The organism is Hypericibacter adhaerens, assembly GCF_008728835.1.
Taxonomy (GTDB): Bacteria; Pseudomonadota; Alphaproteobacteria; order Dongiales; family Dongiaceae; genus Hypericibacter; species Hypericibacter adhaerens.
The window spans coordinates 4,943,109-4,966,440 of sequence record NZ_CP042582.1 but is presented as its reverse complement, the minus strand read 5'-3'; the positions used below and the strand labels follow the sequence as shown (position 1 = coordinate 4,966,440).

24 protein-coding genes and 1 pseudogene are annotated in these 23,332 nt (G+C 68.3%); 11 read left to right on the top strand and 14 right to left on the bottom strand.

Annotated features, from left to right (window positions below; genetic code table 11):
* Positions 1–6: 6 nt before the first annotated feature.
* Both FRZ61_RS22235 and FRZ61_RS22230 read right to left on the bottom strand, forming a co-directional pair.
* On the bottom strand, positions 7–729 hold the full coding sequence (locus FRZ61_RS22235; RefSeq protein WP_151119794.1) for a haloacid dehalogenase type II: 723 nt from the start codon (positions 727–729) through the stop codon (positions 7–9).
* A gap of 102 nt (positions 730–831) precedes the next feature.
* Entirely contained in the window at positions 832–1,599 is a 768-nt protein-coding gene (locus FRZ61_RS22230) for a helix-turn-helix domain-containing protein (protein ID WP_191909159.1), read from the bottom strand.
* A 214-nt stretch (positions 1,600–1,813) separates the two neighbouring features.
* On the opposite strand from FRZ61_RS22230, the gene yddG reads away from it, so the two are divergent.
* Complete coding sequence (gene yddG, locus FRZ61_RS22225; protein ID WP_225308951.1) at positions 1,814–2,734, top strand: aromatic amino acid exporter YddG; 921 nt, start codon at positions 1,814–1,816, stop codon at positions 2,732–2,734.
* Here yddG and FRZ61_RS22220 read toward each other — a convergent pair.
* From FRZ61_RS22220 to gloB, 3 genes are read right to left on the bottom strand one after another with little or no spacing between them, the layout of a single operon-like run.
* On the bottom strand, positions 2,676–3,197 hold the full coding sequence (locus FRZ61_RS22220) for a cupin domain-containing protein (RefSeq protein WP_225308950.1): 522 nt from the start codon (positions 3,195–3,197) through the stop codon (positions 2,676–2,678). The genes yddG and FRZ61_RS22220 overlap by 59 nt on opposite strands.
* Positions 3,194–3,811 carry a glutathione S-transferase N-terminal domain-containing protein gene (locus tag FRZ61_RS22215; protein WP_151119791.1) on the bottom strand — a complete coding sequence of 206 codons (618 nt, stop codon included), beginning with the start codon at positions 3,809–3,811 and terminating at the stop codon, positions 3,194–3,196. The genes FRZ61_RS22220 and FRZ61_RS22215 overlap by 4 nt, the downstream gene beginning before the upstream one ends.
* 56 nt (positions 3,812–3,867) lie before the next feature.
* Positions 3,868–4,638 (bottom strand): hydroxyacylglutathione hydrolase, encoded by a 771-nt coding sequence (gene gloB, locus FRZ61_RS22210; protein ID WP_151119790.1) that lies wholly within the window; start codon positions 4,636–4,638, stop codon positions 3,868–3,870.
* 196 nt (positions 4,639–4,834) lie between these two features.
* On the opposite strand from gloB, the gene FRZ61_RS22205 reads away from it, so the two are divergent.
* Together FRZ61_RS22205 and FRZ61_RS22200 are read left to right on the top strand one after the other, a co-directional pair.
* On the top strand, positions 4,835–5,104 hold the full coding sequence (locus FRZ61_RS22205; protein ID WP_225309282.1) for a GIY-YIG nuclease family protein: 270 nt from the start codon (positions 4,835–4,837) through the stop codon (positions 5,102–5,104).
* A gap of 538 nt (positions 5,105–5,642) precedes the next feature.
* The gene (locus FRZ61_RS22200) at positions 5,643–6,413 is read left to right on the top strand and encodes a class I SAM-dependent methyltransferase (RefSeq protein WP_151119789.1); all 771 of its coding nucleotides are present in this window, start codon (positions 5,643–5,645) and stop codon (positions 6,411–6,413) included.
* Positions 6,414–6,434: 21 nt separating this feature from the next.
* Here the strand turns inward: FRZ61_RS22200 and metW are convergent, their stop codons facing one another.
* A complete protein-coding gene (gene metW / locus FRZ61_RS22195) occupies positions 6,435–7,097 on the bottom strand; it encodes a methionine biosynthesis protein MetW (protein WP_151119788.1) in 663 nt (220 codons plus the stop codon).
* Between the two features lie 20 nt (positions 7,098–7,117).
* Complete coding sequence (gene metX / locus FRZ61_RS22190) at positions 7,118–8,275, bottom strand: homoserine O-acetyltransferase MetX (protein ID WP_225308949.1); 1,158 nt, start codon at positions 8,273–8,275, stop codon at positions 7,118–7,120.
* Positions 8,276–8,447: 172 nt separating this feature from the next.
* Here metX and FRZ61_RS22185 point away from each other — a divergent pair, with 172 nt between their 5' ends.
* From FRZ61_RS22185 to FRZ61_RS22170, 4 genes are all read left to right on the top strand, one after another.
* Complete coding sequence (locus FRZ61_RS22185) at positions 8,448–9,359, top strand: chorismate mutase (protein ID WP_151119786.1); 912 nt, start codon at positions 8,448–8,450, stop codon at positions 9,357–9,359.
* The gene (hisC, locus tag FRZ61_RS22180; RefSeq protein ID WP_151120940.1) at positions 9,359–10,477 is read left to right on the top strand and encodes a histidinol-phosphate transaminase; all 1,119 of its coding nucleotides are present in this window, start codon (positions 9,359–9,361) and stop codon (positions 10,475–10,477) included. The genes FRZ61_RS22185 and hisC overlap by 1 nt, the downstream gene beginning before the upstream one ends.
* Positions 10,474–11,415, top strand: coding sequence for a prephenate/arogenate dehydrogenase family protein (locus tag FRZ61_RS22175; RefSeq protein ID WP_151119785.1), 942 nt, complete (start codon positions 10,474–10,476; stop codon positions 11,413–11,415). Before hisC ends, FRZ61_RS22175 begins: the two co-directional genes overlap by 4 nt.
* Before the next feature lie 314 nt (positions 11,416–11,729).
* Entirely contained in the window at positions 11,730–13,151 is a 1,422-nt protein-coding gene (locus FRZ61_RS22170) for a homospermidine synthase (protein ID WP_151119784.1), read from the top strand.
* A 379-nt stretch (positions 13,152–13,530) separates the two neighbouring features.
* Here FRZ61_RS22170 and FRZ61_RS22165 read toward each other — a convergent pair whose 3' ends face one another.
* A complete protein-coding gene (locus tag FRZ61_RS22165; RefSeq protein WP_151119783.1) occupies positions 13,531–14,541 on the bottom strand; it encodes a DUF2125 domain-containing protein in 1,011 nt (336 codons plus the stop codon).
* Between the two features lie 156 nt (positions 14,542–14,697).
* On the opposite strand from FRZ61_RS22165, the gene FRZ61_RS22160 reads away from it, so the two are divergent.
* Positions 14,698–15,570 carry a DMT family transporter gene (locus FRZ61_RS22160; protein WP_225308948.1) on the top strand — a complete coding sequence of 291 codons (873 nt, stop codon included), beginning with the start codon at positions 14,698–14,700 and terminating at the stop codon, positions 15,568–15,570.
* Positions 15,571–15,576: 6 nt separating this feature from the next.
* The gene (locus FRZ61_RS22155) at positions 15,577–16,170 is read left to right on the top strand and encodes a gamma-glutamylcyclotransferase (RefSeq protein WP_151119781.1); all 594 of its coding nucleotides are present in this window, start codon (positions 15,577–15,579) and stop codon (positions 16,168–16,170) included.
* 157 nt (positions 16,171–16,327) lie between these two features.
* Here FRZ61_RS22155 and FRZ61_RS22150 read toward each other — a convergent pair whose 3' ends face one another.
* From FRZ61_RS22150 to ftsE, 6 genes are all read right to left on the bottom strand, one after another.
* On the bottom strand, positions 16,328–16,552 hold the full coding sequence (locus FRZ61_RS22150; RefSeq protein ID WP_151119780.1) for a hypothetical protein: 225 nt from the start codon (positions 16,550–16,552) through the stop codon (positions 16,328–16,330).
* Between the two features lie 20 nt (positions 16,553–16,572).
* A complete protein-coding gene (locus tag FRZ61_RS22145; RefSeq protein WP_151119779.1) occupies positions 16,573–18,912 on the bottom strand; it encodes an adenosylcobalamin-dependent ribonucleoside-diphosphate reductase in 2,340 nt (779 codons plus the stop codon).
* Between the two features lie 272 nt (positions 18,913–19,184).
* Positions 19,185–19,910: a lysophospholipid acyltransferase family protein gene (locus FRZ61_RS22140; RefSeq protein WP_151119778.1), complete on the bottom strand. Its 726-nt coding sequence runs from the start codon at positions 19,908–19,910 to the stop codon at positions 19,185–19,187.
* Between the two features lie 14 nt (positions 19,911–19,924).
* On the bottom strand, positions 19,925–20,605 hold the full coding sequence (locus FRZ61_RS22135) for a YdcF family protein (protein WP_151119777.1): 681 nt from the start codon (positions 20,603–20,605) through the stop codon (positions 19,925–19,927).
* Entirely contained in the window at positions 20,602–21,501 is a 900-nt protein-coding gene (locus FRZ61_RS22130; RefSeq protein ID WP_151119776.1) for a cell division protein FtsX, read from the bottom strand. Before FRZ61_RS22130 ends, FRZ61_RS22135 begins: the two co-directional genes overlap by 4 nt.
* The gene (gene ftsE / locus FRZ61_RS22125) at positions 21,498–22,178 is read right to left on the bottom strand and encodes a cell division ATP-binding protein FtsE (protein ID WP_225308947.1); all 681 of its coding nucleotides are present in this window, start codon (positions 22,176–22,178) and stop codon (positions 21,498–21,500) included. Before ftsE ends, FRZ61_RS22130 begins: the two co-directional genes overlap by 4 nt.
* A 225-nt stretch (positions 22,179–22,403) precedes the next feature.
* On the opposite strand from ftsE, the pseudogene FRZ61_RS26970 reads away from it, so the two are divergent.
* Together FRZ61_RS26970 and FRZ61_RS22120 are read left to right on the top strand one after the other, a co-directional pair.
* Positions 22,404–22,556: pseudogene (locus tag FRZ61_RS26970) on the top strand (hypothetical protein); the annotation flags it as partial.
* Between the two features lie 18 nt (positions 22,557–22,574).
* Positions 22,575–23,246 carry a DUF3426 domain-containing protein gene (locus tag FRZ61_RS22120; RefSeq protein WP_407657948.1) on the top strand — a complete coding sequence of 224 codons (672 nt, stop codon included), beginning with the start codon at positions 22,575–22,577 and terminating at the stop codon, positions 23,244–23,246.
* The last annotated feature ends 86 nt before the right edge of the window (positions 23,247–23,332 follow it).

Here is a 23,332-nt window from a genome sequence, read left to right as displayed (position 1 = left end):
CCTCTGCTAGCGGTCGGCCTCGCGGCGGTGCATCTCGACCATCGCGGCGAGGCTGGGGGCTGTCCCATCCGGCTTGACCGGAACGGGTGGCGGCTTGGTGGCGCCCGTGCCGGTCCGGCCGGCGCGCCGGTCGATCCAGAAGCTCGTGAGCCCCATCTGCTTCGCCGGCACATGGTCGTGGAACAGGCTCTGCGCCGTGTGCAGCACCTTGCCCTTGGGAATGCCCATGGCGGCGAGCGTGGCCAGCGCCACCTCGAAATGCTTCAAGGCCGGCTTGTAGGAGCCGACATCCTCCGCCGTCACCACCAGGTCGAATTCCTGCCCCAGCCGGCGCGCGCTGTGCGCGAAGGAGGCGCGATCGACATTGGAGAGGATCGCGAGCTTGTAGTGGCGGTGCAGATAGGCGAGCGCCTCGGCGCTGTCCGGGAAGGCCGGCCAGTCCTTGACCGACTGCCCGAAGGCCCTGGCCTCGGATTCCGTGGGTCGGGCGCCGCTGCGTTCGCCCATCTCGACGAGCGTCGCGGCGAGCAGATCGGAATAGAGCAGCGTGGGCCGCTCGGCCTCGATCTTGGATTCGACCTCGCTGAAGAGCGTGAGCAGCACCTCGTTGCCGAGCGCGATGCCCGCACGCTTTCGCCACGGCGCCAGCGCCGCCAGGATGCCGCTCTCCCAGTCGATCAGCGTGCCGTAGCAATCGAAGGTCAGAACCTCGAAATCGGTGAGCCGCATGGCAGCACCTCCCGGTGTGGCGATTGCAAAGAACCCGGTGTCATGATGGGCGCAGGCGCGAGGCCTGGTCTTGACCGGAACTCCGCTCCCTTTGACCGGGACTCAGGGCCCGGTCTTGCGGCGCTGGCTCTGGCGATAGCGCGCGGGTGTAATGCCGCGCCGCCGGCGCAGCGCCCGCGTGAGCGCGCTCTGGTCGCCATAGCCGGACGCGGCCGCCACCGCCGCGACCGACAGATCGCTTTCCCTGAGGAGCTTCATCGCATGATCGAGCCGGATCGACGCCAGATGCTGCATCGGCGTGTGACCGACATGGCGCTGGAACAGCGCGTGGAGATGGCCGGCACTGGTATGAGCGGCGCCCGCGATGTCGCCGACCGTCAGGGCTTGCGACTTGCGGTTTTCCATGAAGGCCAGCGCCCGGTCGAGGCGCCGCGCCCGCACAAAGGAGCGCTGCTCGAGCCCGGCTCCCAAGCGGCTCAGCAGCAGGCGGCCCCATGTGGCGCGTTCATCATCCTCGACGCCGTCCTCCCCGAGGATCGTCTCGAGATAGCGCAGCAGCGGCAGCAGCCGCTGGTCCAGCCGCAAATAGGGTTCGCGGTCGCAGGCCGACATCAGCCGCTGCGTCCCTTCGCTCTCGTGCGATCCCGCCTGCCAGTCGATCACGAGAAAACGATTATTGCCGTTGGCCCGATAGCTATGAGAGCGCCCCGGCGCCACCGTCACCAGTGATGTGGTTGCCGCCATGCCGCCGCGACCGGAAACCTCCATCTCGAGCGCACCCGCCAGCGCCAGCACGGTCTGGTGGTGGTCGTGCTCATGGGTCAGAGCGGTGTCGCGGTACGAGCGCAGGGAAAGATCGGCAATGTGCATGGGCTTGTCCGGGAGGCTCGGGTCGATGGAAGGTCCCATGCTGCCACGACGGCGGCGCGGCGTCACCCAGGGGTGGAGAAGAACGCCCCCTACACCGTCACCCCCGCCTTTACTGTCACCCCCGCGAAAGCGGGGGTCCATTTCTCCGCTCGGCGCGTTGGATCGAGATGGGCCCCCGCTTTCGCGGGGGTGACGACAGAGAAGGAGGCTGGCCGTGGCCGGGTTGCTCACAACCGCTGACCCCGCCGCCGCACGCCAGCGGGCCACCTTGATCGGTGCCATCGCCCCGCTGCTCTGGGCGACGCTGGCCCTCCTGACCACCTATGCGCAGCCGCTGCCGGCCTTCGAGCTGGTGGCGATGACCTTCGGCACAGCGTTCCTGCTGACGCTCGGCAAATGGGCGATCGAGGCCGCGCGCGGCGGGGCGTCGGTCGCGAGCCATTTTCGCCTGCCGGGCCAGGCCTGGGCGGTCGGGGTGGGCGGGCTCTTTCTCTATCACCTGTTCTATTTCAACGCCCTCGCCCGCGCGCCGGCCGTCGAGGTGAGCCTGATCTGCTATCTCTGGCCGCTCCTGACGGTGCTGCTCTCGGCCTTCATGCCGGGCGAGCGGCTGCGGCCCACCCATATCCTGGGCACGCTCTGCGGGCTTGCGGGCGCGGGGCTGCTGGTGACGAAGGGCCAGGGTCTCGGCTTCGATCCGGCCTATGGGCTGGGCTATCTGGCGGCGATCGCCTGCGCCTTCACCTGGGCCGGCTATTCGCTCCTGAGCCGGCGCCTCAGTTCCGTGCCGAGCGACGCAGTCGGTGCCTTCTGCGGCGCCACCGCCCTCCTGGGCCTTCTCTCCCACCTGGCGTTCGAGCCCTGGGTCGCGCCCTCGTTCGGGAACCTCGCCGCCATTCTGGCGCTCGGGCTCGGGCCGGTGGGCATCGCCTTCTTCGTCTGGGACCATGGCGTCAAGCATGGCGACATCCAGGCGCTGGGGACGCTCTCCTACGCCTCGCCCCTGCTCTCCACCCTGCTGCTGGTCCTGGCGGGCCGGGCCGGGCCGAGCTGGGTGCTCGCCGGCGGCGCGCTGCTCATCGTCGGCGGCGCGGCGCTCGCGGCCGGAGGCCTCTTTGCCAGGAGGTCGCGCTGAAGGCAGGGTGGTGCGCGGGCTTCGCCGCGGGCTGCCAGCCCTCGGGCGCCATCTCGAAGCTTTCGAAGACGAAGGCCGGCGCCACGATGCAGGTGACGAGCGTAAAGAGGCTCAAGGGCCGCGCGGTCTGCCAGCAGCCGGCCGGCACCCGGAGCTGCGGCCGTTCGCCCGCGGCCATGTCGAGCCCGAGCCGGTGCTCCTCGCGCCGCTCGCCGTCGGGCGACAGGGTCAGCTCCAAGGCGCCGCCGGTGTGATAGAGCCAGAGCTCGTCGGCATCGGTCACGCGGTGCCAGCGCGAGACTTCGCCCGCTTCCAGCAGGTAGTAGATCATCGTCGCATGGCCGCGTCCGCCGCCCGGTGCCTGGTGCCGGTAGGTCTCGCGATACCAGCCGCCTTCGGGATGGCGCTCGAGCCCGAGCTGCTCGATCAGTCCCGGCGCGGTATCCGAGAGCGGCTGGCTCACGCCGGGTCCTTGGGCACGGTGGCGAGCATGGAGGCGTTCTGGCTCACGCGCCCATACCAGGCGGCGAGCCTGGGCCGGCCCTTGCGCCATTCGTCGGCGGCGAAGCGGAAATCGAGATAGCCCAGCATCACCGCGATGGTGATGGCGCCGATATCCGAAAGATCGACCAGCGTCTTCGCATCCTTCTCGAGCGCGTCGAGGACCCGCTCGACCAGGGCCTTCTGCCGGTCCATCCAGCCTTGCGAGCGCTGGCCCTCGGGGCGCTGCGATTCGAGCCGGCGCAGGATCGCCGCGTCCATGGCGCCGTCGGCCAGCGCGTGATGGCGCAGGGCCTGCCAGCGCGCCGGCCCCGGCGGCGGGAACAGCTTGGCGCCCGGATGGAGGCTGTCGAGATATTCGCAGATCACCAGCGAGTCATAGAGCCAGCCTTCCGGGGTCTTCAGTGCCGGCACCTTGCAGAGCGGGTTGTCCTTGGGCAGGTCGGTCTTGGCATCCCAGGGATTGGTGCCGATGCGCTCGAAGCGGTCGGCGAGCCCCGTCTCCATGGCGACGACCATGACCTTGCGGACGAAGGGGCTGGTGGCGGAGTAGCGAAGCTGAAACGGCTCGGTCATGGATGGGATGCTCCCCGGTGATTGAGAAGACGCGGGCTCGCGATGCGGCCCTGAATTCAGAACTGATCCTTGCGTCGGCGGATCTCGCCGAACACTTCGTGCGCGGGCCGCCCCGCGAGGCCGAGGCGCTCGGCGAGGGCCGGATCGTCGGCGCGCAGGAAGGGATTGGCGGCGCGCTCCTCGGCGAGGGTCGAGGGAATTGTCGGCCGACCTTCGTCGCGCAGCCGCTTGACCGCGGCGCTGCGCGCCCGCAGCGCCTGGTTCTCAGGATCGACCGTCAGCGCGAAGCGCGCATTGGCCTCGGTATATTCATGGCCGCAATAGACCCGGGTCTCGCCCGGCAGCGCGCGGAGCTTCGTGAGCGAGCCCCACATCATGACGGGATCGCCCTCGAACATGCGCCCGCAGCCCAGGGAGAACAGCGTGTCGCCGCAGAAGAGCGCCTGCGCCGCCTCGAACCAGAAGGCGATATGGCCGCGCGTATGGCCCGGGATGAAGAGCACGCGGGCCCGGGCCTCGCCCAGCGCGAAGCCCGACGCCTCGTCCACCGCCTCGTCGATGGCGGGGATGCGGTCGCGGTCATAGGCCGGCCCCACCACGCGGGCCCCGGTCGCCGCCTTGAGGCCCATATTGCCGCCGCAATGATCGCCATGGTGATGGGTATTGAGGACATGCGTCAGCCGCCAGCCTCGCGCCGACACGGCCTCCAGCACCGGTTCCGCCTCCGACGGATCGACGATCGCCGTCAGCCCCTGCCGCGGCTCATGCAGCAGATAGCCGTAATTGTCCTTCAACAGCGGAACGAGCGCGATTTCGAGGGAGGGCATGGGAGCATTCTTGATGGTGAAGGCGCCAACCTTAACAGCCGCGGGCCGAGCGCCCAAGAGGGCTTCCTTCCTTGTCATGCCGACGGAGAATTGCAGAGAATTTTAATTGTATGTAATATTGATAATACAACCAGTGAGTCATCCCCGCGAAAGCGGGGATCCAGGCCCGTCGAAGTCGATGCCATCCTACGTCTAAATTCTCGCTTCGGATCGCAATGGGACGCTCTATATCGGCGTCACCAACAACCTGATTCGGCGCATCGAGGAACACAAACGCGCGGAGGTTCCGGGCTTCACCAAGCGCTATGGCGTCAAGAAGCTTGTCTACTTCGAGGCTGGCGACAGCATCGTCGGCGCTATCGAGCGCGAGAAGCAAATCAAGAAGTGGTATCGGCGCTGGAAGATTGAGCTGATCGAGACGCGCAACCCTGATTGGCATGACTTCGCGCCTGGGCTGACGATTTAAGACGCCGCTTCACCCCAACCGTCCCCCCCCGCTTTCGAGCGTGTGAAGAAATCGGCGATGCCAAAGAACTCTCTCGCCCCCTCCCCTTGCGGGAGGGGGTAGGGGGAGGGGCGATGCCGTGCGAGATCCCGGCAAATAAGCGGAGCCTGATCTGCTCGGGCTCGCTCGCTTGGCGCCATGTCCAGGCCTTCTGCTTCCGGAGCGGTGGTTGATCGCAAGGATGCCCTCGAACGCGGCCGTGGCACCCCTCCCCCAACCCCCTCCCGCAAGGGGAGGGGGCTTGAGTGTTTGCTACGCCCTTGCGTGGTGCTCTCGATTTCTTCACGCGCTCGAAAGCGGGGGTCCATGTCGGCACCGCGCTCTGGCCTGTCCTTGGACCCCCGCTTTCGCGGGGGTGACAAAAAGGAGTGGGGCATAGGGGGAGTATCTACTGGGGCGAGCATTACACCCCGATCATGAACGCCGCCGCCAGTGCCTTAAACATGCTTCACCTCCCCCCATTTATAGAGGCGCAACCTTCCTGCTATAGTCTCGTCCCATGTGGAACGACGCCGTCGATCTGCGGGATTTCTACAATTCGCCTCTGGGGCAGATGGCGCGGCATCTGCTGCGCCGCAGGCTGCGGCAGATCTGGCCCGATGTGACGGGGCAGTCGGTGCTGGGCCTGGGGTTCGCGACCCCTTATCTGCGCCAGTTCCGGCCCGAGGCCGAGCGGGTACTGGCGCTGATGCCGGCGGGGCAGGGCGTGGTGCATTGGCCGCCGGGCGAGCCCGGCGTCACGGCGCTGGTGGACGAGACCGACCTGCCGATCCCCGACCGCTCGATCGACCGCGTGCTCCTGGTCCATGGGCTCGAATGCGCCGAGCATCTGCGCGACCTGTTGCGCGAGATCTGGCGCATCATGGCCGATGACGGGCGCCTCCTCGCCGTCGTGCCGAACCGGCGCGGCATCTGGGCGCGCAGCGACCGCACGCCCTTCGGCCAGGGCCAGACCTTCTCGCCCTCGCAGCTCTCGCGCCTGATGCGCGACAACATGTTCACGCCGACCCAGAACGGCGAGGCCCTGTTCCTGCCGCCGATCCGCACCAGCTGGATGCTCAAGACGGCCCCCGCCTGGGAGCGCATCGGTGGGCGCTGGTTCTCGCGCTTCGCCGGGGTGGTGATGATCGAGGCCGGCAAGCAGCTCTACGGCGTGGCCTCGGTCAAGCCGCCGCGCGCGCGCCGCCGCGCCGCCGTGATCGCCTTCCCGCAGATCGCGCGCCAGGAAAGCCGCTCGAGCAGCCTGTCGCGGGACCCCGGCGAGGACTAGGCGCCGCGCCGATCCCGCGCCTTAGCCCCGGCCCTTCAGCAGAAACAGCCCTTGCTCGCCCAGCAGATTGGCGAGCTGCAGCGAGCGGATCGGCCGCGGTCGGCCCTTCGCGTCGATCGCGATCGCGCGCTCGATGGCGATGCCGCTCGAGCGGCAGAGCTCGAAGAAATCGCGGATCGTGCAGAGATGGATGTTGGGCGTGTCGTACCAGCTCGCCGGCAGGGTCGGCGTCAGCGGCATGCGGCCCATGGCGCCCAGATGCCAGCGCACGCGCCAATGGCCGAAATTGGGGAAGGACACGATCGCGCGCTGCCCGATGCGCGTGAGCTGGCGCAGCACCGCCAGCGGGTTGTGCGTGGCCTGCAAGGTCTGGCTGAGCACGGCATAGTCGAAGGCCCGGTCGGGATAGTGGGCGAGATCGGTGTCGGCATCGCCCTGGATCACCGAAAGCCCCTGCGCCACGCAGGCATTGACGCCCGCCTGGCTCAGCTCCATCCCGCGCCCGTCGACCTGCCTGAAATGCACCAGATAGTCGAGCAGCGCCCCGTCGCCGCAGCCGATATCGAGCACCCGCGTGCCGGGCCGGATCATGTCGGCGATGAGCTGCAGGTCGATGCGGATGCCGGCCGGCGCCGCCGCGGCGGGGGCGGTCGCGGCCTGGTCGATGACGGCATCCGCGGGCATCGCTCGGGAGCTCCTTCGTCTCAGCTGCGGCCGAGGCCGCGATGCTCCGCGCAGCCGGCGAGGAACCCCGCCAGAGTGCGGTGGAATTCCGGCACATCGAGCAGGAAGGCGTCATGGCCGGCGTCGCTCTCGATCTCGACGAAGCTGACATTGGCCGCGACCGCGTTGAGCGCGTTGACGATGAGCTTGCTCTCGCGGGTCGGAAACAGCCAGTCGCCGGTGAAGGAGACGAGGCAGAACCGCACCGCCGTGCCCTGGAACGCCTTGGCGAGGCTGCCCTCATGCTCGGCCGCGAGATCGAAATAATCCATCGCGCGGGTGATGTAGAGATAGGCGTTGGCGTCGAACCGGTCGACGAAGGTCGAGCCCTGGTGGCGCAAGTAGCTTTCGACCTGGAAATCCGCCTCGAAGCCGTAGGTGAGCTGCGAACGGTCCTGCAGGTTGCGCCCGAACTTGCGATGGAGGGCGGCTTCCGAGAGATAGGTGATATGCGCCGCCATGCGCGCGACCGAGAGGCCGCGCGAGGGGTTGCGGCCCTGGTTCAGATAGTCGCCGCCGCACCAGTCGGGATCGGCCATGATCGCCTGGCGCCCGACCTCGTGGAAGGCGATGTTCTGCGCCGAATGGCGCGCCGCGCAGGCGATCGGCACGGCCGCGAAGACGCGCTCCGGGTAGGCCGCGGCCCATTGCAGGACCTGCATGCCTCCCATCGAGCCGCCGATGACGCAGAACAGCTTCCCGATGCCGAGATGGTCGATCAGCAGCTTCTGGGCGCGGACCATGTCGGCGATGGTGACGACCGGGAACTGGAGCCCATAGGGCTTGCCGGTCGCGGGATCGGGATCGCTCGGGCCCGTGGTCCCCATGCAGCCGCCCAACACATTGGCGCAGAGGACGAAATAGCGGTCGGTGTCGAGCGGCAGGCCCGGCCCCACCACCTGGTCCCACCAGCCGGGCTTGCCGGTGATGGGATGGGTTTCGGCCATGAACTGGTCGCCGGTCAGCGCATGGCAGACCAGGATAGCGTTGGATTTCTCGGCATTGAGCCGGCCATAGGTGCGATAGGCGACCGTGAAGGGCCCGAGCGCCACCCCGCTGTCGAGCGGCATGGGCTGATCGCGGCCGAAGACGACCCGCTCGCCGGGAAGCCGGGCGCGGACCTCGGGCGAATTGCGCATCAGGCCGGCCATGGGACGCAGGGAGCGGAACTCTCGCGGAAAGGGGCGGAAGAGGGCTGAAAAACCAGCGGATTAGCTAGGGGTGCGACGCTTGCACTGTCAACGTTTTCTTTGATTTTGGGGCGCCGGCCGACTATCACTAACCCGCCTTTCAAGAGCTGGATTCCAACGCATGGCCGAGGCCCAACCCACCCTCGACGATCTGCGCCGCCAGATCGACGAGATCGATGTCACGCTGCAAGAGCTGATCGTCCGCCGCGCCGAGGTGGTGACGCAGGTGGGCGCGCTCAAGAACCGCCTCACCGGCGGCCAGCGCGCCGTCCATATGCGGCCCGCCCGCGAGGCCATCATCCTGCGCAAGCTGGTGGATCGCCATCGCGGGCCGCTCTCCAAGGCGACGCTCGTGCGCATGTGGTGCGAGCTGATGTCGGCCTCGCTGCGGCTCGAGGGCAGCTTTTCCGTCGCGGTCTACATGCCTTCGCCCGCCGTGGGCGGCTATTGGGATCTCGCCCGCGACTATTTCGGCGGCATGACCCACCTGGTGGTGCGCGAATCCGCGCGCCAGGCTTTGGGCGCCGTGTTCGACGGCGAGGCCTCGGTCGCGGTGCTGCCGATGCCGCAATCGACCGACGAGGATCATTGGTGGCGGCTCCTGCTGAGCCGCGACGCCAAGGCGCCGCGGATCGTGGCGCGCCTGCCCTTCGGCGCCCGCGGCTCGGAGCGCGGCGCGCCGGTCGAGGCGCTGGTGGTGGGCCCGATCCTGCCCGAGGCCTCGGGCTTCGATCGCAGCCTGATCGCGGTCGAGACCGCCGCCGAGCTGTCGCGCAGCGCGCTCGCCGCCGCCTTCAAGGCCGAGACGCTCGAGCCCAGCTTCCGTGTCTTCGGCGTGGGACCGGCCGAGACCGGCGGCTATCTGCATCTGATCGAGATTCCGGGCTTCCTCGCCCCCGACGACAACCGCCTGGCGCGCCTCGCGCGGCGGCTGGGACCCGCCCTGCAGCAGGTCTGGGTGCTGGGCTGCTATGCCGAGCCCCTGACCGACGAGCAGCTCGGGCTCGCGACCAAGCCCAAGGGAGGGCGTTGATCATGGCGCTGACGCCACGCCCCGGCATCATGAACATCGCCCCCTATGTCGGCGGCGAATCGAACCTGCCGGGCCAGAACCGCGTCATCAAGCTGGCCTCGAACGAATCGCCGCTGGGCCCGAGCCCGCGCGCGATGGAAGCCTACAAGGCGCTGGCCAGCGAGCTGCACCGCTATCCCGATGGCGGTGCCGTCAAGCTGCGCGAGGCGCTGGCCCATCACCATGCGCTGGACGCCGCCCGCATCGTCTGCGGCGCCGGCTCCGACGAGCTGATCGGCCTCCTGGTCCGCGCCTATGCGGGCCCAGGCGACGAGGTGCTCTATAGCCGCCACGGCTTCCTCATGTATCCGATCGCGGCCCAGAGCGTGGGGGCAACGCCGGTGACGGCGCCCGAGCGCGAGCTCACGGCCGACATCGACGCGCTCCTGGCGCGCGTGACGCCGCGCACCCGCATCCTGTTCCTCGCCAACCCCAACAACCCGACCGGCAGCTGCCTGCCGGCCGCGGAGGTGAAGCGGCTGCGCGACAGGCTGGCGCCCGACGTGCTCCTGGTGCTGGACGCGGCCTATGCCGAGTATGTGACGCGGCCCGATTACGAGGCCGGTGCCGCGCTGGTCGAGCGCCACGACAATGTCGTGATGCTCCGCACCTTCTCGAAGATCTACGGCCTCGCGGCCCTGCGCATCGGCTGGGCCTATTGCCCGCCGGCGGTGGCCGACGTGCTGAACCGCGTGCGCGGCCCCTTCAACACCGCCATGGCGGCGCAGGCCGCCGCCGTGGCGGCGCTCGAGGACCGCGGCCATACCGAGAAGGCGCGCGCCCATAACGACCGCTGGCTGCCCTGGTTCAGCAAGCAGGTGCGGGGCCTGGGCCTCGTCCCCCATCCCAGCTTCGGCAATTTCGTGCTGGTCGAGTTCCCGGCGGCGACCGGCGGTGCGGAGAAGGCGCTCGCCTTCCTCAACGGCCGCGGCGTGATTCCGCGCCGCATGGCGGGCTACGGCCTGCCGGACTGCCTGCGCTTCACCATCGGCACGGCCGAGGAGATGGAGCTGACGGTGGCGGCCCTGCGCGAGTTCACCGGCCATGACCGGGAAGCCGGCCGGGGAGGGACCCGATGAGCACCGCGCCGAAGAAGAACGCGCCGCCCAAGAACGCCCCGGCAAAAGAGGCCGGATCCGCACCGCTTTTCGATCGCGTCACGCTGATCGGGATCGGGCTGATCGGCTCCTCGCTCTCCCATGCGATGCGCCGCGCCGGGCTCGCCGGCCATATCGCCGGCCATGCCCGCTCCGAGCGTACGCGGGCCAAGGCCCTGGAGCTGGGGCTGGTCCAGTCGATCCATGACGATCCGGCCTCGGCGGTGCGCGATGCCGATCTCGTCATCATCTGCTCGCCGGTCGGCAGCTATGCCGAGATCGGCGCCGCGATCCGCGACCATCTCAAGCCCGGCGCCATCCTGAGCGACGTGGGCTCGGTCAAGCAGGCGGTGATCCGCGATCTCGGCCCCAACCTGCCGGACGGCGTCCATCTCGTGCCGGGCCATCCGATCGCCGGCACCGAGCATTCCGGGCCGGAATCGGGCTTCGCCACGCTCTTCGACGGGCGCTGGTGCATCCTCACGCCCCCGCCCGGCACCGATGCCGCGGCGGTCGAGAAAATGATCCGGTTCTGGCAGGCCTGCGGCAGCCAGGTCGAGGTCATGGAGGCCGGGCATCACGACAAGACGCTCGCCATCACCTCGCATCTGCCGCACCTGATCGCCTACACCATCGTCGGCACGGTGGCGGATCTGGAGGAGGCGACCAAGAGCGAGGTCATCAAGTTCTCGGCCTCGGGCTTCCGCGACTTCACCCGCATCGCGGCCTCCGACCCGGTGATGTGGCGCGACGTCTTCCTCAACAACCGCGACGCGGTGCTGGAGATGCTGGGTCGGTTCGCCGAGGATCTGACGGCGCTGCAGCGCGCGATCCGCTGGGGCGAGGGCGACAAGCTCGAGGCGCTCTTCACCCGCACGCGCGCGATCCGGCGCGGAATCATCGACGCCAAGCAGGCCTGACGGCCTTCCTACAGAAGACCGCTCGCGTTCTCTCGCCGGCGAGGTGAGGCAATCGCGCGCGGCCCCTTGCGCATTTTTTTCTTGCGCAGCCGGAAAATTTCCTGGATATCCCCGCCCGAAGACGCCGCACGCACGTGCAACAAGCCCGTCACACGGGCCTGGCAACGGCCGAAAGCGTCCTTTTTGGATCGATCGGTGTCTCCGTGCGAACGGGGCGCCATGGGCCCGAGAGGGAGCCGTCGAAGCTTTCCGGCCGGTATCGCGAGCGCTCTGCTCCCTCCCGGACGGTATGTTCGACCCGAGCGGAGGACGAGATGAGCAAGAAATTCCACTTCAAGGGCCGCATCCTGATGCTGGGCTACGGCTCGGTCGGCCGTTGCACCCTGCCTCTGATCGACCGGCATTTCGACATGCCGTTGGGCCACATGGCCATCGTCGAGGCCGACGATCGCAGCGATCTTCTGAAGCGCTACATCGCGCGCGGCCTGAAATACGAGACGACGCCGATCGTGCGCGAGAACATGGCCTCGCTCCTGTCCAAGTATCTCGGGAAGGGCGATCTGCTCATCAACCTGTCGGTCGAGGTCAGCTCGATCGAGCTGATGAACTGGTGCCAGGCGCATGGCGTCCTCTATATCGACACCTGCATCGAGCCCTGGGCCGGCTATTACGACAACGCCTCGATCCCGACGCATGAGCGCTCGAACTATTTCCTGCGCTACAGCGCGATCGAGAACGCCAGGAAATGGCCCAAGGGCTCGCCCTCGGCGCTGCTGACCCATGGCGCCAATCCGGGCCTGATCAGCCATTTCATCAAGCAGGCGCTGCTCGACATCGCGAAGCTGCGCGGCCTGTCCGCCTCCAAGCCGAAGTCCAAGGCGGAGTGGGCGCGGCTGATGATGAAGACGGGGACCAAGGTGGTCCATGTCGCGGAGCACGACACCCAGATCTCGAGCGATCCCAAGAAGCCGGGCGAGTTCGTGAACACCTGGAGCGTGCCGGGCTTCGTCGGCGAGGGGCTGCAGCCGTCGGAGCTGGGCTGGGGCACGCACGAGAAGCGCCTGCCGCATGACGGCAACGAGCATCCCATCGGCCCCAGATGCGCGATCTATCTGAGCCAGCCGGGCTGCGTGACGCAGGTGCGCTCCTGGACCCCGATCGGCGGGCCCTTGATCGGCTTCCTCATCACCCATGGCGAGGCCATCAGCACCTCCGACTATTTCACGGTCTGGGAGGAAGGCCGCGCGATCTTCCGGCCGACCTGCCACTACGCCTATCACTGCTGCAACGACGCCGTGCTCTCGGTGCGCGAGCTGCAGATGAACGGTTTCCACATGCAGAAGCAGCACCGCATCCTCGGTCCCGAGATCACCCAGGGCATCGACGAGCTCGGCGCTTTGCTGATGGGCGATTTCGGCGCCTATTGGTACGGCTCGCAGCTTTCGATCGAGGAAGCGCGCGAGCTTCTGGGGCCCGAGTTCAACGCCACCTCGATCCAGGTGGCCGCCCCCGTGCTGGCCGGCGCCATGTATCTGATCGAGCATCCGAACCTCGGCCTGCTCGAGCCCGAGGATATCGACCATGACTATGTGCTCGATGTCTGCCGGCCCTATCTCGGGCCCGTGGTCGGCGTCCATAGCGACTGGACCCCGCTCAAGGAACGCGGCCGCCTGTTCGAGGAAGCGCATCTCGACTGGGACGATCCCTGGCAGTTCCGGAACTTCCGGGTCAGCTGATGGAATGAGGGCTCCTCGGAAGCCCTCATTACGTCATCCCCGCTTCCGAGCGTGTGAAGAAATCGGCGATGCCAAAGAACTCTCTCGCCCCCTCCCCTTGCGGGAGGGGGTAGGGGGAGGGGCGATGCCGTGCGAGATCCTGGCAAATAAGCGGAGCCTGATCTGCTCGGGCTCGCTCGCTTGGCGCCCTGTCTGGGCCTTCTGCCTCCAGAGCGGTGATTGATCGCAGGGATGCCCCCAGCTGCGTCCGTGGCACCCCTCCCCCCAACCCCCTCCCGCAAGGGGAGGGGGCTTGAGTGTTTGCTACGCCCTTGCGTGGTGCTCTCGATTTCTTCACGCGCTCTTCCGCGGGGATGACGTGTGAGAGGGGGCGCCGTCCCTACCGCACCACCGGCTGCAGCGTCGCGAGCTTGACCGGCCCGGCGCTGAGCTCGCCGTCCTGGGCGGTGAGCGGGAGCTTCAGGCGCCCCTGATCGTCGGTGAGGAGCGCCAGGGCCAGGGCCGCGAGTTGCGCGTCGTTCGAGCGCATCAGGCCGGCCTGGGCCAGCGCCACCAGCGTCTCCGTCGCGCCGCGGATCTCGGTCGTGGCCGCGGCCAGCGGGCGCAAAGTGCCGTCGAGCGAAAGGGTGCCGCTGCCCGAGATGCTGAGCGGTCCCCAGGCGATCGTGAACAGGTCGAGATCGACGGCACCGCCCGCGTCGCGCCAGGCGCCGAGCGCGGCGGCATCGAGGCCGCGCGGCGGCGGCCCCTCGAGCCGCCCCGCCAGGCCCAGCTTCTCGATGGAGGAGCCGAGCGCGAGCCGCGGATCGGGCGGCAGCTGGATGGTCTCGGCGCCGAGGTCGAAGGTGAGGCTGGTGGGGACCGGCGTGGCCGGGTCGGGTGCCGGCTGGCCCAGCACCGCGCTCAAGGTCGCGATCGTCGCGGGCGGCTGTTCCGGTTCCCGGGCGCTGATGCCGCCCGCCAGGAGGCTCATCCGGTCGAGCCGCCCATCGCGCGCGAGCTCGAGGCTGCCGCCCGCCGTCACTGCCTGCACGTCGTAATGATGGCCCCGGCTCGCGACCTGATGCGCACCGGCCATGAGGAAGGCGATATGGAGCGGCGCCCAGGCCGGCGCCTCGATCGCGAGATCCGGCCCGGACCAGGACCAGGAGCCGTCCGCGGCGGCGGCCGACGGTGCCGCGATCCGCGTGCGCAGATGAAAGGGGAAGCCGGCGATCGGATCGCGGACGGCCTCGATCCTGTAGCCTTCGGCCCGCCGCGCCGCGATCCAGAGATCGATCGAGGAGGCGAGCTGCCGGGCGGCGAGATGCCACCAGACCGCCCAGCCGCCGGCGAGTGCGGCGAGGCCGAGCAGGATCGAGACCGAGGCGATGGCCGCTCTTCTTGTCATGGTGACAGATGTAGCAGATTTGCCGCTCCCCGGGCGCGCTTGCCCGAGCGGGATTGCCCGCTATGATGAAACCGGCTTGGCCCCGTCCCTTGATTCCCGCTTCCTTATCCGCATGTCATGAGCGCGCCTCCCGCAGCTTCTGCGGCCTCCCCGACCATGCGCCTGCTGCAAGGGGCGGTTCCGGCGGCGTTCGTGCTCATGTGGGCGACCGGCTTCACCGGCGCACGCCTGGGCCTGCCCTACGCGCCACCGCTCACCTTTCTCTGCCTGCGTTTCGGGACCGCCGCGATCCTGATGCTGCCGTTCTGCCTGATGACCCGCGCGCCTTGGCCCGGAAGCTGGCGCATGCGCGGCCATGTGGCGATGGTCGGATTGCTGATGCACTCGCTCTATCTGGGCGGCGTCTATTCCGCGATCTCGGCCGGCATCCCGTCGGGCGTCAGCGCCCTGATCGTGGGGCTGCAGCCGCTGCTGACCGCGGCGGTGGTCGGGCCGCTTCTCGGCGAGAAGGTTTCGCCTCTGCAATGGCTGGGTTTTGCGATCGGGTTGGTCGGCGTGGCGCTGGTGCTGGGCGGGAAGCTTCATTTCGATGCCGCGCAGAGCTGGGGCGTGGCGCTGGCCTTCGTCGGGCTGATCGGCGTCACCTCTGCAACGCTCTATCAGAAGCGCTTCTGCAGCGAGGTCGATCTCAGAACCGGCATGTTCATTCAATATGCGGCGGCCAGCCTCGTCCTGTTGCCGCTGTCGCTGCTGATAGGGTGGGGGCCGGTCGAATGGACGGGCGAGCTCTTCTTTGCGCTGGCTTGGCTCATCCTGGTTCTCTCCTTCGGCGCGATGACGATCTTCTATCTCCTGATCCGCAAAGGGGCCGCCTCGCGCGTCACCAGCCTGTTCTACCTGACGCCACCCGTGGCGGCGCTGCTGGGCTGGATCTTCTTCAGCGAAAGCCTGGGACCGCTGTCGCTCTTCGGCATGGCGCTGACGGCGCTGGGCGTGGCGCTGGTCATGCGGCGGCCGGCGGGCGGTTGAGACATCATGGATGAGGGCCCGCTGATCGAAAGCCGCCGCCTGCTGGTGCCGCCCAAGGGCGCCTTCTGGGTGTTCGGCTATGGCTCGCTGATGTGGCGGCCGGAATTTCCCTTCGTGCAGGCCGCCTCGGCGCTGCTGCGCGGCTGGCATCGCGCCTTCTGCATCTGGTCGGTGCATTACCGCGGCACGGTCGAGAAGCCGGGTCTGGTGCTGGGGCTGGATCGCGGCGGCGCCTGCCGTGGCCGCGCCTTCCGGATCGCGCCGGAGCATGCGATCCGGGTCGCCGACTATCTCCATGAGCGCGAGATGGTCACGGGCGTCTATGAGCCGCGCTATGTGACGGTCGAGCTCGAAGGCGGCAAGCGCGTGCGGGCCGCCACCTATCTCGCCGATCATCGTCATCCGCAATATGCCGGCAAGCTGGCGCCCGCGAAGCTCCTGCGCATCATCCGCGAGGGCCATGGCAGCGCCGGCAGCAATCTCGACTATCTGCGCAACACCGTGCGCCATCTCGACCAGCTCGGCATCGCCGACGGCCCCCTGCACCGGATCCTGGCCCAGGCGGAAAAGGCCGAGACGCGGGGCAGGGCGAAGGGGTGAGGGCGTCGCCGTCTCTCCTTACGTCACCTCCGCGAAAGCGGGGGTCCAAGTCAATGGAGGACGGGGAACGGTCAGAGTTTGCGATGACCATGGACTCCCGCTTTCGCGGGGGTGACGAGTGAGTGCGAAAGCGGGACGCGTCTCTGCTATCGGGATCTTATGGTGTCCCGCTGCCCAGCTCCCGCGCGAAGCTGAAGAGCGTCTCGGCGAAATGGCCGAGACTTGCGGGATCGCCCAGCCAGAGGAACAGGATCAGCACCATGATCCCGCCCAGGATCCAGATATACCAGGGTCGCTGGGGCTGGACCTTGGTGCCACAATAAGGGCATTCGTCCACGATGCGGCTGATGCGCTGGCCGCAGTGAGGGCAGGGGCGCCCCATGCGCCGGCGCCGCTTCCGCCTCAGCTACACTTGGAATAGCCGCAGGAGGTGCAGAGATCGCAGCCTTCCTGGCGGATCAGCGAGGGCTGGCTGCATTTGGGGCAGCGCGGCAGGAGGCTGTGGCGCTCGGGATCCGAGGCGCCCTGCGCGTTCGCCGCCGGCAGGTTCACGATCTTGCGCTGGCTCTCGAGCGCCAGGCCGGGCGTCTGGTGCGCCGGCATGAAGCCGATCTCGATCATGTGGCGTTCGATCACCTCGCCCAGGGCCGCCAGGAGCGAGGGCACGTATTTGCCGTCCATCCAGCTGCCGCCGCGCGGATCGAACACGGCCTTGAGCTCCTCCACCACGAAGGAGACGTCGCCGCCGCGCCGGAAGACCGCGCTGATCATGCGGGTGAGCGCCACGGTCCAGGCGTAATGCTCCATGTTCTTCGAGTTGATGAAGACCTCGAAGGGCCGGCGCCGGCCGTCCTGGATCACGTCGTTGATGGTGATGTAGAGCGCATGGTCGCTCTCGGGCCAGCGCAGCTTGTAGGTCTTGCCCGGCAGTGCCTCCGGCCGGTCGAGCGGGCGCGTCATATAGATCACGCCGCCGGCCTCGAACGGATCCTTGGCCTTGGGCTGCGGCGCCACGAGCGGCAGCTCGGCCTGGGCCTTGGGTTCGGGCGCTTTGGCCTCGAGCACGGCGCCGGTGATCTCGTTCGGCCGGTAGGTGGTGCAGCCCTTGCAGCCCAGCTCGTAGGCCTGGGCGTAGACGTCCTTGAAGGCCTCGAAGGAGAGATCGACCGGCACGTTGATCGTCTTCGAGATCGAGCTGTCGACATATTTCTGCACCGCCGCCTGCATGACGACATGGTCCCCGGGCGTCAGCGTCTGGGCGTCGACGAAATAATCGGGCAGCGGCGCCGTCTCGCCCTTGAGCCGCCGGAACAGGCGGTAGGCGTAGTCGCTCACCTCTTCCTGCGCGCGCGTGCCGTCCGGCATCAGCACATTGCGGGTGTATTTGAAGCTGAAGACCGGCTCGAGGCCCGAGGAGACATTGTCGGCGAAGAGCGAGATCGTGCCGGTGGGCGCGATCGAGGTCAGGAGCGAGTTCCTGATGCCGTGCTGCGCGATCGCTTCCTGGACGTCCGGATCGAGCTCGCGCACGGTCTCGCCCGCGAGATAGGCGCCGGCGTCATAGAGCGGGAAGGAGCCCTTCTCGGCCGCGATCTCGGCAGAGGCCAGATAGGCCGAGCGCTGGATCGCCTTCAGCCACTGCTCGGTCAGCGCCACCGCCGGACCCGAGCCGTAGCGCGCGCGCACCATGATGAGCGCGTCGGCGAGGCCGGTGACGCCGAGCCCGATGCGCCGCTTGCCGCGCGCCTCCTCGGCCTGCTGCGGCAGCGGGAAGCGCGAGATGTCGACGACGTTGTCCATCGCCCGCACGGCGGTGCGGACCAGCCGGTCGAGCGCCTCGAGATCGAGATGGGCGTCGGCCTCGAAGGGCGACGTCACCAGGGCCGGGAGATTGATCGAGCCCAGGAGGCAGGCGCCATAGGGCGGCAACGGCTGCTCGCCGCATGGATTTGTGGCGCTGATGGTCTCGCAGTAATAGAGGTTGTTCCGCCGGTTGATGCGGTCGATGAAGATCACGCCCGGCTCGGCATAGCCGTAGGTCGCGCGCATGATCTTGTCCCACAGCTCGCGCGCCTGCAGCACCTTGAAGGTGGTGCCGTTGAACTTCAGCTCCCAGGGCGCGTCCTGCTGGATCGCCGTCATGAAGGCGTCGGTGACGAGCACCGAGAGGTTGAACATGCGCAGGCGCCCGGGCTCGCGCTTGGCCTCGATGAAGGCCTCGATGTCGGGATGGTCGCAGCGCATCGTCGCCATCATGGCCCCGCGGCGATGGCCGGCGCTCATGATGGTGCGGCACATCGCGTCCCACACATCCATGAAGGAGAGCGGGCCCGAGGCGTCGGCGCCGACGCCTTTCACCGGCGCGCCGCGCGGGCGCAGCGTCGAGAAGTCGTAGCCGATGCCGCCGCCCTGCTGCATGGTCAAGGCCGCCTCGCGCAGATGGGTGAATATCCCGCCCATATCGTCGGGAATCGTGCCCATCACGAAGCAGTTGAAGAGCGTGACCATGCGCTCGGTGCCGGCGCCGGCCAAGATGCGGCCCGCGGGCAGGAACTTGAAATCCTCGAGCGCGCGATAGAACTCGCCCGCCCAGCGCTCGCGATCCGCCTCGGGCTCGGCCAGCGCCTCGGCCACGCGCCGCCAGCTATCCTCGATCGTGCGGTCGACGGCCTGCCCGTCGATCGTCTTGAAGCGGTATTTCATGTCCCAGATCTGCTGGGAGATCGCGGTCACTTGCGGCATCGCAAGACTCTCTCATGATCGGGGCGGCCAAAAAGGGCCGCCAGTCTAGGAGCCTTGGAACGGTCAAATCAACCATAACCGTTCCGGAAATGTTTCCCCTAGGCTCAGTGTATCCTATGAATAAATTGCTAAATGATTTCAGATATATAGGAATTACTCAGCCAATTCACAAGGGACCTCGGCATCAATCCCGAGGATGAATTTCCAAGAGTCCCCAGAGAGCTTGTGCAAAAGCTGAGGAAGAAGCCGGGAAAACACGCCCTTGCGCCGACCTAGGCTGGCGGATTTGCAGGCGCTTCCAGCAGCCTCCGGCTCGCCCCCTCGAGGCGGGTCTCCAGCTCCTTCATGAAGCGGCGGCGGTCGAGGCCCGCGGGGATGGGGTCGAGGAACTCGACGGTGATCCGGCCGGGCTTCTTGAGGAAGCTGCGACGGCCCCAGAAGACCCCGGAATTGAGCGCCACCGGCACGACCGGGCGGTCGAGCTTGTCATAAAGGGCGGCGATGCCGGGCTGATAGGGCCGGTGCTGCCCCGGCGCCACGCGCGTGCCTTCGGGGAAGATCAGGAAGGGCCGGCCGCTGGCGGCGGCCCGCTCGGCCGCGCGGATCAGTTGGCGCAGCGCCTTGGCACCGGCGCCGCGGTCGACCGCGAGCGCGCCCGAGCCCAGCAGGTAAAGACCGAAGAGCGGGATCCAGATCAGCTCGCGCTTCAGCACATAGATCGGCCGGTCGAGGATCTTCGCCAGCGCGAGCGTCTCCCAGCTCGACTGGTGCTTGACCGCGAAGATGACGGGCTCCCCCGGCAGGCGCTCGCGGCCGACGACGCGGTGATCGAGCCCGACCAGGAGCTTCAGCAGCCAGAGCGTGGTCCCGACCCACAGCCGGCAGAGCGCGTAGACCGCGTTGGCGCCGAAGAGGAGCGTCGGCAGCCCGACGATCGCGAAGAAGGCCGTCGCCAGATAGAACAGCAGGTTGAAGAGCAGGGCGCGCAGATGGGCCATGGCGGTTCCGGCGGTCAGGGCCTGTTGGGCGCGAGGCCGGCATCGCCCGGCAGCACCAGCCCGCGCAGCAGCGCCACCAGATATTTGTTGTATTCGCGCACCAGGAGATCGGTGGTGCCGGGCCAGCGCCACCACCGCTCCTGCTTCACCTGGTGCGGGAAGACGGGATAGGGCAGCACCTGCACGCCCGGCATGGCGCGGTGGAATTCCAGCATGCTGCGCGGCATGTGATAGGCCGCGGTGATGAGCCGGATCGATTTGAATTTCTGCTGGCGCATCCAGTCCGCGGTCTCGAGCGCGTTGCCGCGCGTGTCCTCGGCGCTGTAGCCCAGCGCGATGCAGCAGGCGATGGTTTCGGGCGAAAGCTTGGGCAGGTCGGCCGGGTCGAGCGAGCCCAGCAGCGTCTCGATATCGACATCGCGGTTGACGCCGCTGACGAGGAGCTTCTTCGCGTGGCCGTTGGCGAGCAGATCGAGCCCCGCCTCCAGCCTTTCGCTGCCGCCGGTCAGCACCACGGCGGCGTCGGTGGCGGCGAGGTCGGTGTCGAGGTTGCGCGGGATGCGCGTGACGAAGGCGACGAGGCCGATGAACCAGATCAGCGCCATGACCAGGAACAGCAGCAGCAGCCGACGGACCCAGCGCCGGCGGCGCTGCCCGGTCTCGTTGCGCCGGGCTTGCCGCAGCGACGATCTCACAGGCTTCGCCCGAGGATGCGCAGCACGGCGATCCGCGCCGTCAGCATCGCCACCAGGGCCGCCGCCAGCGGCAGCGAGGCGATGATCGCCCAGTCGCTCCAGCCGAGCCGCGCCAGCGGCACCAGCCCGCCGCCCAGCACGGCCGCGAGCCAGCCGATCGCCGTGATGGTGGCCGCACCGGCGGCGAGCCCCAGGAGCCCGCCGACGAAGCCCTGCGCCAGCGCGTGGTTCTGGAACTGGCGCGCGATATAGCGGTCGGGTGCTCCCAGGAGATGCACCAGCTCGATCACGTCGCGATGGATGTCGAGGCCGGTGCGGGTCACGAACAGCACGGCGAGCGCCGCCGCCGCCGAGACGAAGCCCAGCACCAGCGTGGCCAGGAGCCGCACCAGCCAGGAGAGGCGCTCGGCGCGCTCGAGCCAGTCGCGATGATCGTCGAGCCGCGCTTCTGGCGCCGCTTCGGTCAGGCGCTGGGCGAGGCCTGCGCTGTCGACGGTCGTGCCGCCGTCGAGCTCGACCGCGATCAGGTCCGGCAGCGGCAGGTCGGCCGCGGCCGCGTCGGGTCCCAGCCAGGGGCCGATCAGCTCGGCCATCGCATCGGGGCCCAGCACCTCGGCATGGGCGATGCCGGGGGTCTGGGTCAGCACGTCGAGGACGCGCTCGAGCCGGGCCTGGCGGTCGCTGTCGGTCGCTTCCACCGGCTGGGGCAGCTCGACCGTGAGGGCACCCGTCAGCTCCGAGCGCCAGCCCGAGACCAGCTCGCCCGCCGCCAGCACGCCGGCGAGTGCCAAGGCCGCCAGATAGACCATGGCGCCGACGATCCAGGGCAGGAAGCGCGAGGAACCGTCCTTGCCCAGCGGCAGGTCGCTGCGCAGCATCGTCGTCGCCAGGCTCATCGCGCCGCCGTCGACAGGCGCGGGTGCAGCGCCAATCGACCTCCCTCGAGATGGAGCTGGTGGTGCGGGAAGCGCGCCACGAGGCTCTCGTTGTGGGTCGCGATCAGCACCGTGGTGCCGAGCTTGTAGAGCTCCTCGAAGAGATACATGAGCCGGAGCGCGATACGGTCGTCGACATTGCCGGTGGGCTCGTCGGCGAGCAGCAGCGAGGGCCGCGCGATCACCGCGCGCGCGATGGCGACGCGCTGCTGCTGGCCGCCGGAGAGCGTCGCGGGCAGCGAGGACAGCCGGTCGCCGAGGCCGACCCAGTCGAGCAGCTCGCTCACATGCTTCTTGATCTCCGCCTCGCGCACGCCGGCGAGCCGGAGCGGCAGCGCCACATTGTCGAAGGCGGTCAGGTGATCGAGCAGCCGGAATTCCTGGAACACGACGCCGATGCGCCGGCGCAAAGGCGGCAGGTCGCGCCGCGCGAGCCCCGCGACGTCGCGGCCGAACAGGCTGAAGCGGCCCTCGCTGGGCTTGAGCGCCAGATAAAGCAGGCGCAGCAGGGTGGATTTGCCGGCGCCGCTGGGGCCGACCAGGAAATGCAGCGTGCCGGGCGCCAGCGCGAAGGAGATGTCGCGCAGGATCTCCGGCCCGTCGCCGTAACGCACGGCCACTTGTTCGAGCAAAACCAACGGCGCCCGGTCCTTGTCGGCTGCGAATGACGCGCAGGAACATGACATGGGGTCCGGTGTGGCGTCCAGCCGAGCCGCCCGACCCCGCGACCGCTTCCGGACCGGCTCACGCCGCCTCCGAGTCGGCCCGGCTCGACGGCCACGAAACCCGTATTTCGAATCGGCGGCGACTCCGTTGCCGCCCCGTTCGACGCGGATTCCGTGAAGCCGTGCTTCAGCCCGTCGATGGGGCCTCCACGCCTATTCCCAGTGCCGTATCGGGACTTTCCAAATCGGCGCCGAGAACCTATAAGGCAACAGGGACGTCAACCGCCGCCTTTCATGATCATCACCTGCCCGGCCTGCTCGACGCGATACTCGATGGACCCGCTTTCGCTCGGGCCCCAGGGTCGGCGCGTGCGGTGTACCAAGTGCAAGAATGTCTGGCTGCAGACGCCGCCCGACGACATGCCCCGCCGGGTGGATCTGACCGAGCCGGAGCCGGCACCGCCTCCGCCCACGGCCAGCAGCGCAGCGGCCGCGCCCGACGCAAGCGTCGTCGCCGCGGCATCGGCTGCCGCCTCGCCGCCCGAGGAACGCGTGGCGATTCCGCCGCGTCCGCGCCCCGCGACGCGCAAGGGCATGAGCGCCGGACTGGGCATTCTCATCCTGCTGCTGGTGATCATCGGGCTCGCCGCCGCGGCCGGCTATTTCTTCCAGAAGCAGGTCGTGGCCTCCTGGCCGGACGCGCGCGAGATCTATGCCGCGCTCGGGATCGCCAATCCCGTGCTCGGCAAGGGCCTCGAGATCAGCAACATCACCATGGTCAGCCAGACGATCGACGGCCAGCCGGTCCTGGTCGTGCATGGCGAGATCTTCAACAAGGGCCAAGCCGGCATCGCCGTGCCGAATCTTCTCGCCACCTTGCGCACCCAGCAGCGGCAATGGCTGTTCGACTGGGTCTTCAAGATCGAGAAGCCGCAACTGGCGCCGGGCGAGACCGTGACCTTCACCACGACCGCGAAGAATCCGCCCAAGGAAGCCAAGCTGCTCGAGGTGACCTTCACCGAGAAGGCGGTCGGCAGCTGATCGCCGATTCGGGGCAGCCTTCCTACCGCGTCGGCGTTCTTCTTTCTTAAGGCCAGCCATCACCCCGCTGTGTTCGATTGAGGGCA